This is a genomic window from Vibrio sp. R12-SG2-ISO1 (genome assembly GCF_059834045.1).
Genome location: NZ_JCBDGO010000017.1, coordinates 133,277 through 145,848 on the forward strand (window position 1 = coordinate 133,277; position 12,572 = coordinate 145,848).

Genomic DNA, 12,572 nt, shown 5'->3' on the forward strand with positions numbered 1-12,572 from the left:
TCTTCTCTATAAAAGTCACTAAAGCGTGGAGGCTTTGGTTAGCGTCCACGCTGGCAAATCGAATCGTGGTGCGATCACAAGGATCGTCGTTAGGGTTAGATTCTGCCTTGAAGTGGGAAGATTGTCACGCTTTCACCCACCTTAACCGTATCAACGCTGGGTGAAATCTCAATCAAACAGTTAGCTTCACTCATTGAGCGTAAAATGCCGGAACCCTGACTGCCAGTGGTGGCGACGCACAACTGTCCGTTGGCATTGATGTGATAGATGCCGCGGCTAAACTCGGTGCGACCAAGGCGAGAGCGTAAGTTCTCAGTGGCAATGGCGGGCACCTTGAGTGGCTTCCAGCCGGTTTCGCCCTGCATTTTTCTCAGCGCAGGTTCAACAAAGTTAATGAACGACACCATCACGGCAACCGGGTTACCGGGCAAACCGAAAAACGGGATACCTTGCACTTGGCCAAAGGCCAGAGGCCGCCCGGGGCGCATATTAATGCGCCAAAAATCGATGCTGCCTAATCGCTCAAGCGCCAGTTTGATAAAGTCGGCATCGCCGACGGACACGCCGCCAGAGGTAATAATCACATCGGCTTGGTTGGCCGCCCCAGCAATCACTTGCGTCATCGTCTGCTCATCATCCTCAATGATCCCTAAATCGATGATGTCGCAGCCTAACTGGGTAAGTAAACCAAACAGTGTAAAGCGGTTCGAGTCGTAAATGGTGTTGGCTTGCGCCGCACAGCCTGGGGCTTGCACTTCATCGCCAGTGGAGAATATCGCCACTTTAAGACGGCGGTAAACCTCGCATTCGGCAAAACCGAGTGACGCCATCATACCCATCTCCGGCGAGTTGAGGCGCTGACCCACATCAAACACCGCGCTGCCGATGTTTAGATCTTCTCCGGCCATACGCACGTTCTGCCTGGCTTTAATACTCGCGCCTGCAAAGGTGACATTGTCACCGTTTGTTTGCGCTTGTTCACGCATCACCACTGTATCGGCGTTGATTGGCACCGGAGCGCCAGTCATGATTTTGACCGCTTGACCGGGTTCGAGTGGGTGATTGTAGCTCGAACCTGCCAACACTTGCGCTACAACCTGATAGTGGCTGCGAGCAAGATCGTCTCCGCGAATGGCAAACCCATCCATCGCTGAATTGGTATACGCCGGGACATCAATCGGCGAGGTGACCGGTTTAGCCAATACGCGTTGGTAACTGTTTTGGATGAAGGCGGTTTCACGCTCTTCAATCGAGCTTACAGCGGCAAGTATGTTGGCTCGCCCTTGTTCAACCGAAAGAAACGCTGGTGAGAGGGCATCACAACTGGCCGGTGTGGATGCGCTTTGTTGGATACTTTGTCGGGCGTGTTGTTGCGAGCTTTGCACAACGTAGTCTTGAACAAACTGCGCAATACCATCGAGGTCATTGATATTGAGTGTGGGTAGCGAGGTGTCGAGTGAGTCGCTGTCCGAGGCTACGGCGATAATGTTGGTATCCGTCGGGTATAGCCAAGGTTTTCCTAACGCTTCACGATGCAGTTCTATTTTGTCGAACGCAATGTTCTTACAGCCTTCCACCAAAATGACGTCGAGCGCGCTGCGATCGAATCGTTTAAGCAAATAGTCAAACTGCGCTTCTTCTTCCGGTGTTTCTGTCATCAGAGCGTAGCGATTGCGTGAAGCGATCAGCATTTGGCTTGCGCCCGCTTTGCGCAGTCGGTAGCTATCTTTACCGGGTTTATCGACGTCAAAGTTGTGGTGCGCATGTTTGAGCATGCCGACGCGCAACCCCGCCTGGGTTAGTTTGGGCAGTAAGGCTTCAAGTAGGGTAGTTTTTCCTGTGCCTGAGTAGGCAGCAAAACCAAGCACTGGTACGCCAAGTTCGGCGTAAAACGATCTATTCATGAGGTAAGGTGTCCAAAACGCTGCAATTCTTCAGGAGTGTTGAGATTGACAAAACAATCGGGCGAATCACTGAAATCGACCCATTTGGTCTGACACTCTTGGTAAAGGAGAATGATTTTGCGATCGCCTCGGCGTAAGAACGCCTCAAGCCTTGGCAGAACGGTGGTGTGAAACAGAGTAAAGACCGGTTGCAGATGATCGCCATCATGGGCGACCAAGATTTCAACGCCATCGTCAATCGCCGCGCAAAAACGTTCCACGAGATCGAGATTGATCATTGGGCTGTCACACGGCACAAATCCTACCCAAGGGGATGAGGATTGCGCCAGTGCATAGTGAAGACCGGCATGAATGCCACCGAGTGGCCCGGGGAAGTCTTTGAATTGATCCTCAAAAACCGGCGCCATCTGCCCGTAACGCTCAAGGTTGCGGTTGGCATTGATGGCAATCTGGGAGGTTTGCGTCGCAAGACGTTGGTAGACATGTTCAATCAAGGGTTGATTGCTGAGCGTAATCAGCCCCTTGTCTTGTCCACCCATGCGGGTTGCTTGCCCACCCGCTAAGATAACCCAACTAGTTTGCGTTGGATGAAGCATAGTTATTCTCTTTTGCTTGTTCTGAAATGACGTGCAGCAGCGGCGATTCGATTAGCGTTGTCTTTTTAATCCACCACTGCTTACGGCACAAATTGGTTAGGGCATTTTGCTGGTGACTGGTGACGACGATACTCGAACCTCGATCTAATAAATCCTTCGCCATCAATACCAAACGCTCGATAGACGCTTGGTCGAGTGAGGCGCTCGGTTCATCCATTAACAGAATCGACGGTTTCAGAATCCACGCTCTAGCCATCGCCACTCGCTGCTTTTCACCCCCAGACAGTACCGAAATGTGCTCATCGGCCAAGGTTTCCAATCCTACCATGCGCAGCGCTTGAATAACTTGCGCTCGCTTGTCTTTTGCCGTTGCTTGCTGAAACTTTATCCCATACACCACGTTTTGATAGACGCTACCATCAAACAGATAGGGAGACTGATGCAAATAGATAACGTCACTGCGGCCAAGCCTTGGGAAGAGGCGTTGTAGCCAGTGATCGTTTTGTGCCAATACTTGGCCAGTGGTGGGTTTGATTAAGCCCGAGAGAATTTTAAGCAGTGTCGTCTTACCGACGCCGTTGGCCCCTTTAAGGTAGATGGCGTCATTAGGGCCAATCGTCAGACGAGGAATGTGAAACAGTACTCGGTCTTTAAAGCGCATCGACAATTGGGTCGCGTTAAGTTTGATGGTCATAGTCGAGCCTTATTGATTTCTGAGATGGCCTTTGCCACGCATCGAAGTGAGTACAAAATTTAACGCCAGCGCTAAAGTAAGCAACACGATCCCCAGTGCTACCCCTTGTGCAAATGCGCCTTTATGGCTCTCCATCGCAATAGCGGTAGGGATGTTTCGTGTGATCCCCATGATATTGCCGCCCACCATAGTAGAGCAACCCACCTCAGTCACAATCCGTGAGAAGGCCGCAATCGCCGCCGCAAGCAGAGGAAAGCGGGTTTCCCAAATCATGGTGGCGATAATACGTGGTATTGACGCGCCGAGGGTGACGGCGGTTTCTACTGCGCGGCGATCGCTCGATTGCAACGCACCATGCATCATGGACACCATCACAGGAAAGCCGATCAGCATTTGCCCAACCACCATCGCTTTTTGAGTAAACAGCATTTGCCAATCGCCAAGTGGCCCCGCGCGTGACAGCAGCATATAGAGAAGCAGACCGATGACCACCGTTGGGATAGCCTGTAGAGTATTGACGATCGCAAGCAGTAGCCATTTGCCCGTGAACTCAGTATAGGCAAGCAAAAATGACAGCAAAATCGCCGGTAACAATACAATCGAAATAGCGCTGAGAGAGACGGAAAAGGAGACCGCAACGATCTCCCACAGCTCTTGGTCAAAGTGAATAAGTAACGCTAGTGCTTCTAGCGTCGTGTGCCAAACGGTCATCGACGATCAGTTCTTCTCAGCATTAGCAACAAACAGTTGCTGGTTGTTGAGTTTGAACTCATTGATCAAAGTTTGCCCTTGAGGGTTGACCAACCAGTCGCTGAACGCTTTTGCACCTTGGTAATTAATACTCGGGTAGCGTTTAGGGTTAACTAGAATCACCTGATAAGGGTTAAACAGCGCTTGGTCGCCTTGGTAAACAATGCTTAATTCAAGCTTGTTATTGTAAGCCAGCCAAGTGCCACGGTCAGTGAGAGTGTAGCCTTGCATTTCATTGGCCATATTCAGTGTCGGACCCATACCTTGGCCTACCGAGCGGTAGCCGCCAAAGTTAGGTTCCATTTCGGTTTGTTGCCAAATGCCAAGCTCTTTTTTGTGCGTGCCTGAGTCATCCCCTCGAGAGACAAAGGTCATGCCTGATGTTGCAATCGCTTTGAACGCATCCATCACGCTCTCTTGCTCACTGACCTTGGCCGGATCGCTGTTTGGACCCACCAAAACAAAATCGTTGTACATCAACGCGCGAGGCAGCACGCCGTAACCTTTGTTGACAAATTGTGCTTCGGCTTTGGGGGCGTGGGTCATCACCAAATCGACATCGCCGTTCTCGCCCATCTTCAGGGCTTTTCCTGTTCCTGCGGCAATCACGTCGACGCGATAGCCGCTCTCTTGCTCAAACTTGGGCAAAAGGTAGTCGAGCAGTCCTGAGTGATAGGTGCTGGTCGTGGTGGCTAAGCGTACATGCGAAGGTGAGTCGCTTGATTGCGCGGAGTAACTGACGACGGCTAAAGACGCCGATAGGGCGACGAGTGAGGTTGATTTCATGCTAACTGTCCGTAATTGTTATTGTCTTTATCGTTGCTCTCAAAAAATGAGGCGTGATCACTAAAATAGAACACGCTTAGTATGCAATTCAAATGCCATTGAATCATCTCATATATTTCAATAAGTTAGATTTGCATAACGTGAGGTGGGACAAATTGTCGCACATAAAATAGGGTGAAAAGACAATTTGTTGATACACTCAAGCGCAATGATACCCAACACAGACACTGCGGTTATGCCAAGTTCACTCGATATGCAAAAAGCCAATCAATACCATGCCTTTTCGGTTCTTGTCGTTGACGATGAAGAGGGCATGCAGGCGATATTAAAAAAAGCCTTGAGTAAATGGTTCACTCGCGTCGACTGTGCTGGAAGCATTGAGGAGGCAGAGGGACTGCGCAGCCAACACCATTTTGATCTGATCATTCTCGACATCAATTTGCCGGGGAGATCCGGGATTGAGTGGGAAGAAGCGTTTGATGACGACGATAAACGTGCCGACGTGATTTTTATGACTGGCTATGCGGATCTCGATACGGCAATCAGCGCGTTAAAACTCGGCGCGTCTGATTTCATTCTCAAACCGTTTAACTTAGAACAGATGCTTGCCGCGGTGCAGCGCTGTATGAATAAGCGTTTAGCAGAGCGTCATCAATACGCGCTGAAGCGCGATGTTGCACGGCACATTAAAACCGACATTGTCGGCGGATCAGAAAAAACCAAGCAACTGAAACAATTGATCGCTCAGTTCGCGCCGTCTCGCGCTTCTGTTCTTATCGAGGGTGAGTCGGGTACGGGTAAGGAGTTGGTCGCAAGGGGGGTGCATGAAGCCAGTCAACGCAGTGGGCCGTTTGTGCCGGTGAACTGCGGCGCGATTGCACCTGAGCTATTAGAAAGTGAGTTGTTCGGCCATACCTCGGGCGCGTTTACCGGTGCAAAGAAAAACCGAGAAGGCCTGTTTCGCGTGGCCAATGGCGGCACACTGTTTTTAGATGAAATTGGTGAGATGCCGCTCTCTATGCAATCGGCGCTGCTGCGGGTACTCGAACAACGAACCATACGTCCGGTCGGTAGCGAGCGAGAGATCACGGTGGATGTGCGCGTTGTCGCCGCCACCAACCGCAACTTGCAAGAGGAGGTCGAAAAAGGGCAATTTCGCGCGGATCTCTATTATCGCCTAAATGTACTGAAAATTGACGTGGCGCCACTTCGTCAGCGGAAACTCGACCTTATTGAATTGATCCCTTTCTTCACGCGCATGTTGGCCTCTGAACTTGGTATTCCCGATCCTAAGTGGGCGCATGAAGACATCGTCGCACTGAATGATTACGATTGGCCCGGCAACATACGTGAGTTGAAAAACGTCATCGAGCGCTGCATTTTGCTCGGTAAGCCCCCCGCGCACTATTGGCGAGAGACCGACACTCTGCCTGTGCACAGCGCGATCAGTGTCAATGTATCGACCGGCAGTGAGCTGATTGACTTTGGTAGTGATAATCCGCCCACCGGTTACCCCAATAACTGGTCACTCAAAGAGGTAGAAAAGGCGCATATTTGCCAAGTGGTCGAGTTGTATGACGGCAATAAATCCGCAGCGGCGCGCGATTTGGGTGTGGCGAGAAAAACGCTTGAACGCAAGTTTAAAGAGTGGGAAGACTCTGACCATGTCTAATCGCCTCAGTTATAAGTGGCGACGCCGTTTTCAGAGTATGGTGCGCTATCGGTTGATGTTTTTGACCTCCGCGCCTATCGCTCTGACGTTAATTGCCTTGATTGGCATTACCATCTACTGGTCTATTCAATACACTTGGCAGAGCGCGTTGGTGGATGTCTCTGAGCGACTTGGCGTGGCCAACAACAGCATCGAACTGATTCAAGAGAAGCAAGCCAATCACGTTAAAGCCTTTGCTGATTCTTACCAATTTCGTGTGCGTTTATCCAAGCGTCTCTCTCTGCATCAAAACAACGCCGATTTTATTTCATGGGTGGCGAGAAAAAAGCGCGATTACCAACTCGATTTTTTGCGATTTCACAGTGTCGATACGATTGAAGATAAGTTCCGTTTTCTTGATCTCACGCGGCGCGAATCCTTTTTTGACCTGTTGTCAAAACAAGAGCTTGAGATGCTCGGCGGCGATCTGAAAAATCGCGCTCAAGTGCCCATTCTTGGCAGTGACGATATTGTGAGAGAGGGGCTGGTCAGTCGTACTGTGGTACCGATTCATGATGATCAGGGCGATCTGATGGGGTTTCTAGACGGCGGGTTACTGCTCAACAACAGTACCGTTCTGGTCGATCAAATTCGCGATCTCATTTATCCAACCAAACAAGATGCCTTAAGGCCGGTTGGCACCTTGACCCTGTTTCTTGATGATATCCGCGTCAGCACCAATGTACCGCTCGATAGTGAAGACCGCCTCGGCCGCGCCATCGGCACGCGCGTGTCTAATGAAGTGCGCCAAAGCGTGCTTGAGGACGGACAAGAGTGGGTCAATTTGGCCTTTGTTTATGACGCTTGGTACATCACCGCCTATCAGCCACTGCGCGATCAATACGATAACGTGATTGGCATGCTGTATACCGGTTACTTGCTGTGGCCATTTGTCATGACCTACATGACCAACATTGCTGAAGTGTCGATCATTACCGTGCTGCTTTTGATCGGGTCTGGGATGATGGTCTATCGTGGCTCACGCGACTTGTTCAAACCTATCGAGCACATTCACCGTGTCGTCAAATGGATTCAACTGGGTAAGGAGACCCGCATTGGCGATTTAGGGCTTGACGAAAACCACGAGCTGGCGCAACTGGCCAAGCAATTTGACAATATGCTGGACTTGCTTGAGAAACAAAAACGCCAGCTCGAGATGGCGGCGAACGAGTTAGAAGGTCAGGTGCGTCAACGCACGGCCAGTTTAGAAGAGAAGACGCAACAACTGGAGCTGCATATCCAATTACTCAACCAAACCCGCGATAAGCTGGTGGTCAGGGAGAAGCTGGCGGCGCTCGGGGAGTTAACCGCGGGCATCGCGCACGAGATCAACAACCCAACTGCGGTGATACTTGGCAATATTGAGTTGATTCAATTTGAACTCGGTCAGGAAGCCCATCGAGTCAACGATGAAATAGTGGCGATTCACGGTCAAATTGATCGGATCCGAAATATTACTCGCAGTTTGTTGCAATACAGTCGCCAGGGCGGCGTGCAAGACGAAATCACCTGGCAGCATGTTAATCCCATCATTGAAGAGAGCATTACCCTAGTCAAGACGGGCAGTAAAAAGCGCCAAGTGACCTTTGAGACCGAGCTTTGTGCACACACGCCGGTTGAAGTGAATCGACATCATCTACTGCAAATCTTGGTGAACCTACAGATGAACGGCATTCATGCGATGCAAGGGGAAGGGACGCTGATAATCCGCAGTCACGATTGGCAAGAACAGGGGCAGATCCTTGGCGTCGTCATTCAAGTCGAGGATCACGGCTGCGGCATCAAGCCAGAAAATGTAACGCGTATTTTCTCGCCTTTCTACACCACCAAACGCGAAGGCACTGGCCTTGGGCTGTCGGTCTCGCAAAGTTTACTTAGCCAAACGGGCGGCGAGATCTCAGTCACATCAACACTAGGAAAAGGCAGCTGCTTTAGTCTTCATCTACCGTGTAAAGCGGACAACGGTATCAAGGTCGCCACCCTATAAAGCATCACACGAAAGGAAAAGCGGTAAAAGGCTTGCAGTTGCCGCCTTGAGCAAGTAGTGTGGCGCCGTTTTTAACGGTTTCAAAAAATAAGGTAACGATTGTGATATCCACCAACAACATCACGCAGCAATTTGGTGCTAAGCCGCTGTTTGAAAATATCTCGGTAAAGTTTGGCGAAGGTAACCGCTATGGCTTGATTGGCGCGAATGGATGTGGCAAATCAACCTTTATGAAAATCCTCAGTGGTGAGCTAGAGCCAACGGGTGGTAACGTCAGCTACGACCCGAATGAGCGCGTTGCTAAACTGAACCAGGACCAGTTCGCCTATGAAGAGTTCACTGTGATTGATACCGTGATCATGGGTTACAAAGAGCTTTGGACGGTGAAAAAAGAGCGCGATCGTATCTACGCCTTGCCAGAAATGACCGAAGAAGAAGGCATGCTGGTAGCCGATCTGGAAGTTCAATTTGCTGAAATGGACGGTTACATGGCCGATGCCAAAGCGGGTGAATTGCTACTCGCAGTGGGCATTCCTGAAGAGCAACATTACGGTTTGATGAGCGACATTGCCCCAGGCTGGAAACTGCGTGTGCTGTTGGCTCAGGTACTGTTTGCTGACCCGCACATCATGTTGCTTGACGAACCAACCAACAACTTGGACATCGACACCATTCGTTGGTTGGAAGAGACGCTCAACCAGCGTAACTGCACCATGATCATCATCTCGCACGACCGTCACTTCCTTAACTCTGTCTGTACGCATATGGCGGATCTCGATTACGGCGAACTGCGTGTCTACCCGGGTAACTACGATGAATACATGATGGCTGCCATGCAGGCGCGTGAACGTCTATTGGCGGACAATGCGAAGAAGAAAGCGCAAATTGCCGAGCTGCAAACCTTCGTCGCGCGCTTCTCTGCCAACGCTTCAAAAGCGAAGCAGGCAACCTCTCGCGCGAAGCAAATTGATAAGATTCAATTGCAAGAAGTCAAAGCATCAAGCCGCCAAAACCCGTTCATCCGTTTTGAGCAATCAAAAGAGCTGTTCCGAAATGCATTGGAAGTGGAAAACCTTAGCCAAGGTTTTGAATCCATGCTGTTTGAAAACTTCAATGCGATTTTTGAAGTGGGCGAACGCGTCGCGATTATCGGTGAAAACGGTGTGGGTAAAACCACTTTGCTCAACACGCTTGCTGGCGTCCTTGAGCCGAAATCGGGGACTTATAAGTGGTCTGAAAACTCAAACCTTGGTTACTACGCCCAAGATCATGCGCATGACTTTGAAGAAGACATGAACTTGATGGAGTGGATGGGTCAATGGCGACAAGAGGGTGACGACGAGCAAGTGATTCGCAGCTTCTTAGGCCGTATGTTGTTTTCACAAGATGACATCAAAAAGTCCGTCAAAGTGCTCTCTGGTGGTGAACAAGGCCGCATGTTGTTGGGTAAATTGATGATGCACAAACCCAACATGTTGTTGATGGATGAGCCTACCAACCATATGGACATGGAATCGATCGAGTCACTCAACAATGCGCTAGAGCAGTACAAGGGCACCTTGTTCTTCGTCTCGCACGACCGCGTCTTTGTTGACTCTTTGGCGACACGAATCATCGAACTCAAAGACGGTAAGATCACTGACTTCAAAGGCACTTACGCTGAGTTCTTGAAAGCCAAAGGCATCGATGGCTAATGAACGATCCCTAGGATGACATCATCAATGCCATCCTAGATGAATGATAACGGCCGCTTCAGGTACTCTTTCGATATAAAGCATCCTGAGGCGGCCGTTTTTTGTAGGTCGCGTTGATTGATGTTGCTTAGAAGATTTAGAGTCTTAACGCGTCCCGCTGCTCGTTTCCCCTTTGACATCAAACACCATTTTTTGCGCGCCGGTAAAGACCTGAAAGCGCAGCCCTTTGGCGCGCGCAATGGTAGTGATGCCAAACTGCTCAGCAAGCTCTAACCCCATTTGTGTGACGCCAGAGCGCGAGAGCAGCACAGGAATGCCCATTTGCGCGACTTTAATCACCATCTCAGACGTCAAGCGACCCGTGGTATAGAAGATTTTATCCTCGCCGGACTCTTGATTGATCCACATTTCTCCCGCCAATGTGTCTACCGCATTGTGCCTGCCCACATCTTCGACAAAAGAGAGCACCTGATCGCCCTGACAAATCGCGCAACCATGCACCGCGCCGGCTTTTTTGTAGGTATCATTGAAATGGGTGAGCGCTTCTAGGGCTTGGTAGATAGCGCTTTGCTTGATCGAGATTTGCGGGACTTGATACCCCTCAAGTTGCTTCATGACATTGCCATACATGGTGCCTTGACCGCAGCCCGACGTGACGGTCTTTTTCTTTAGCGCAGCTTCAACGTGTTCAATATCCTCTTTGGTTACCACCGCAGCGGTGTGCGTTTCCCAATCGATGATTACCGACTCAATCGCGTCCGGGTCAGTGAGGAAACTCTGGTTTTTCAAATAACCCAATACTAACGATTCGGGTCTTGAACCGAGTGTCATCAGCGTAACCACTTCTTTCCAATTGAGCATCACAGTCAACGGACGCTCACAGGCGATCTGCTTAACGAGTTTCTCTCCGTACTCGTCATAAACGTCGACTTCAATCGTTTGCTGAGGGTTGGGTTGGGTTTTAATGATGTTGGGTTTCACGTCGACACGGCCTTTCGCATGGGTTTGTATTGTTGTTGAGACAAACATATAGCAATTTGCGTTCCCAAACTCTAGTGAGATCAATATTTTGAATACTCAGCCTCATTAAGTACGATTGATGTGCATTCTGTTGTCTATGTTATTAGAGCGACTGAGGCATCTTGTCTCTTGGCGCACACATCAACGCTAGGTACGATATTTGCAAAGCGTTATTTTACTGTTCGTTCTTTAAGACGCGTCCTTTAAGGAATCAATAGTGGCTAGGAAACACGTCTTGTCAGGCGAATAGATAATACGAGCGCCATTCGTTTTCTCGAATGGGCTGATAACAATGATACGCTGGTGAACCATGTCAAACTCAATACATCGAATTAAAACCGAGGATAGCTGGCCCATCGCGAGCCGATTGGTGTCGCATGAAATTTCAACTGGGATTTGGTCAACCACTCAATGGCAACTCAAGGAGTTTGAGCTCAGCCCCGCCTCCGGAGAGCCATTTGTTAGCACGTTGCGCTTATTTAAAGATGAGCGCACGGACTATCGATTCAACTTAAGCGCTCAGCAACCCAAGTTATTCTTAATATTGGATGTTATGGAAAGCGATGAAACGCCAAAAATTGTAATGATCACTGCTTCACAAAGTGTTGCGGGGCAATACATGGATGGCGATTACCTCGTGCTTTCCAACGCCATGCCTCTGCCCGTCCAAGCGTGGATGGAGGCGTTTATCGGCCGACACGGCGAGCTACTCGAAGTGAGACGTAAGAAACGCAAAGGAGCAGGGCGAGCCAGTGGCAAGTAGTTTTTTACAGCGTTGGTCCCAGCGCAAACTCGAGGACGTGAGAGAGGAGGCTCAACCTGTCTTACCGTCCGATTCAGAGGCCCAAGATTCGGACGATAGCGGAGCACAGCCGTCGATCAGTGGTGTTGAGGCGAAGCAAGATACGTCAGCGCCGGGTAGTTCGTCACATCATTCTCTCGATGAGTCCTCAGGGGACATCGCCGCACTGTTGTCATCAGATGCAGAGCAGAGCATAAAAAAGCTCGCGCTAAGACAACTGTTTCAATCCGGCGCCTTTAGTGAAGTCGATAATCTCAATGATTACGATCATAACTTTAAGGCGGTCAAGAGCTTATCCAGCGATGTGGTCAATCAATTGCGTGACTGGATGGGTGAGCAAGATAAGGCTTCCACTATCGACCCGATAGAAGAACCGTCGCAAGTGGTGCAAACAGACACGTCATGCTCTGATCTTAACACGCATTCGGATGAAGAGATCCAAGAGACCGCAGATCCCGTCAATGTGAGTGGGACAAAAGATCCCACATTGGAATGAGGGACATTTTGACCAAGGGATAAAGAAAAGGTGAGACAAATTGTCTCACCTTTTTTATGGTCTTTAGCTAATCAGCACTACCCGTTTAAAAACTAGCGCTAATTTACTGATTAATTTGAAATTATTTTTTGG

11 protein-coding genes are annotated in these 12,572 nt (G+C 49.8%); 5 read left to right on the top strand and 6 right to left on the bottom strand.

Annotation, left to right across the window (positions count from 1 at the left end; genetic code table 11):
- Positions 1-95: 95 nt before the first annotated feature.
- Genes AC6R10_RS12565 through AC6R10_RS12585 form a run of 5 tightly spaced genes read right to left on the bottom strand, consistent with a single transcriptional unit; the run spans position 96 to position 4,730 of the window.
- Positions 96-1,904, bottom strand: a complete 1,809-nt coding sequence (locus tag AC6R10_RS12565; protein WP_500672432.1) for a bifunctional molybdopterin-guanine dinucleotide biosynthesis adaptor protein MobB/molybdopterin molybdotransferase MoeA — start codon at positions 1,902-1,904, stop codon at positions 96-98.
- Positions 1,901-2,500 carry a molybdenum cofactor guanylyltransferase MobA gene (gene mobA / locus AC6R10_RS12570; protein WP_500672433.1) on the bottom strand — a complete coding sequence of 200 codons (600 nt, stop codon included), beginning with the start codon at positions 2,498-2,500 and terminating at the stop codon, positions 1,901-1,903. The genes AC6R10_RS12565 and mobA overlap by 4 nt, the downstream gene beginning before the upstream one ends.
- Positions 2,478-3,194, bottom strand: coding sequence for an energy-coupling factor ABC transporter ATP-binding protein (locus tag AC6R10_RS12575; protein WP_500633363.1), 717 nt, complete (start codon positions 3,192-3,194; stop codon positions 2,478-2,480). The genes mobA and AC6R10_RS12575 overlap by 23 nt, the downstream gene beginning before the upstream one ends.
- Before the next feature lie 9 nt (positions 3,195-3,203).
- Positions 3,204-3,905: an ABC transporter permease gene (locus AC6R10_RS12580; protein WP_500672434.1), complete on the bottom strand. Its 702-nt coding sequence runs from the start codon at positions 3,903-3,905 to the stop codon at positions 3,204-3,206.
- Positions 3,906-3,911: 6 nt separating this feature from the next.
- Positions 3,912-4,730, bottom strand: coding sequence for an ABC transporter substrate-binding protein (locus AC6R10_RS12585; protein ID WP_500672435.1), 819 nt, complete (start codon positions 4,728-4,730; stop codon positions 3,912-3,914).
- A 235-nt stretch (positions 4,731-4,965) separates the two neighbouring features.
- Between AC6R10_RS12585 and AC6R10_RS12590 the strand changes: the two genes are divergently transcribed.
- The 3 genes from AC6R10_RS12590 (at position 4,966) to AC6R10_RS12600 (ending at position 10,122) form a co-directional block, all read left to right on the top strand.
- Positions 4,966-6,402 (top strand): sigma-54-dependent transcriptional regulator, encoded by a 1,437-nt coding sequence (locus AC6R10_RS12590; protein WP_500672436.1) that lies wholly within the window; start codon positions 4,966-4,968, stop codon positions 6,400-6,402.
- Positions 6,395-8,428: a sensor histidine kinase gene (locus AC6R10_RS12595; protein WP_500672437.1), complete on the top strand. Its 2,034-nt coding sequence runs from the start codon at positions 6,395-6,397 to the stop codon at positions 8,426-8,428. Before AC6R10_RS12590 ends, AC6R10_RS12595 begins: the two co-directional genes overlap by 8 nt.
- Positions 8,429-8,529: 101 nt before the next feature.
- The gene (locus tag AC6R10_RS12600; protein ID WP_500633366.1) at positions 8,530-10,122 is read left to right on the top strand and encodes an ABC-F family ATPase; all 1,593 of its coding nucleotides are present in this window, start codon (positions 8,530-8,532) and stop codon (positions 10,120-10,122) included.
- A 144-nt stretch (positions 10,123-10,266) separates the two neighbouring features.
- On the opposite strand, the gene fdhD is transcribed toward AC6R10_RS12600, so the two are convergent.
- Complete coding sequence (gene fdhD / locus AC6R10_RS12605; protein ID WP_500672438.1) at positions 10,267-11,151, bottom strand: formate dehydrogenase accessory sulfurtransferase FdhD; 885 nt, start codon at positions 11,149-11,151, stop codon at positions 10,267-10,269.
- A 301-nt stretch (positions 11,152-11,452) separates the two neighbouring features.
- On the opposite strand from fdhD, the gene AC6R10_RS12610 reads away from it, so the two are divergent.
- Together AC6R10_RS12610 and AC6R10_RS12615 are read left to right on the top strand one after the other, a co-directional pair.
- Positions 11,453-11,905, top strand: coding sequence for a DUF3305 domain-containing protein (locus AC6R10_RS12610; protein WP_334555335.1), 453 nt, complete (start codon positions 11,453-11,455; stop codon positions 11,903-11,905).
- On the top strand, positions 11,895-12,440 hold the full coding sequence (locus AC6R10_RS12615; protein WP_500672439.1) for a DUF3306 domain-containing protein: 546 nt from the start codon (positions 11,895-11,897) through the stop codon (positions 12,438-12,440). The genes AC6R10_RS12610 and AC6R10_RS12615 overlap by 11 nt, the downstream gene beginning before the upstream one ends.
- Positions 12,441-12,572 lie beyond the last annotated feature (132 nt).

Bases quoted from the DNA above. Each gene is read 5' to 3' on its own strand.
- AC6R10_RS12575 (WP_500633363.1), bottom strand. From the start codon at position 3,194: ATGACCATCAAACTTAACGCGACCCAATTGTCGATGCGCTTTAAAGAC.
- mobA (WP_500672433.1), bottom strand. From the start codon at position 2,500: ATGCTTCATCCAACGCAAACTAGTTGGGTTATCTTAGCGGGTGGGCAA.
- AC6R10_RS12610 (WP_334555335.1), top strand. From the start codon at position 11,453: ATGTCAAACTCAATACATCGAATTAAAACCGAGGATAGCTGGCCCATC.
- AC6R10_RS12585 (WP_500672435.1), bottom strand. From the start codon at position 4,730: ATGAAATCAACCTCACTCGTCGCCCTATCGGCGTCTTTAGCCGTCGTC.
- AC6R10_RS12580 (WP_500672434.1), bottom strand. From the start codon at position 3,905: ATGACCGTTTGGCACACGACGCTAGAAGCACTAGCGTTACTTATTCAC.
- AC6R10_RS12595 (WP_500672437.1), top strand. From the start codon at position 6,395: ATGTCTAATCGCCTCAGTTATAAGTGGCGACGCCGTTTTCAGAGTATG.
- fdhD (WP_500672438.1), bottom strand. From the start codon at position 11,151: ATGTTTGTCTCAACAACAATACAAACCCATGCGAAAGGCCGTGTCGAC.
- AC6R10_RS12590 (WP_500672436.1), top strand. From the start codon at position 4,966: ATGCCAAGTTCACTCGATATGCAAAAAGCCAATCAATACCATGCCTTT.
- AC6R10_RS12565 (WP_500672432.1), bottom strand. From the start codon at position 1,904: ATGAATAGATCGTTTTACGCCGAACTTGGCGTACCAGTGCTTGGTTTT.